Origin of the sequence: Streptomyces californicus, assembly GCF_000717645.1 — a bacterium.
Lineage (GTDB): Bacteria > Actinomycetota > Actinomycetes > Streptomycetales > Streptomycetaceae > Streptomyces > Streptomyces californicus.
Window position 1 is genome coordinate 1 of the sequence record NZ_JNZZ01000098.1, and the last position, 214, is coordinate 214.

General features: G+C 76.2%; 1 protein-coding gene. It reads right to left on the reverse strand.

The genetic code is table 11. From position 1 onward, the window contains the following. Positions 1-214 (reverse strand): hypothetical protein (locus IF19_RS1000000137925; RefSeq protein ID WP_030278140.1); only part of this gene is annotated, 214 nt, incomplete at both ends.

Below are 214 nucleotides of genomic sequence, written 5' to 3' on the forward strand. Positions count from 1 at the left end.
GACCGTGACCGGGACCGTGGGCCTCGCCGTGATGACGACCGTGGTGGTTACCGGGGTGGTCAGCAGCGTGACGACCGCAGGGACGACCGGGGTGGCTTCGACCGCAGGGACGACCGGGGTGGCCGTGGCGGCTTCGACCGGCGCGACGACCGCCCCCGCGGCCCGCGCCGTGACGACGACCGGCCCTCCGGTGGCGGCTTCCGCCGCGACGACA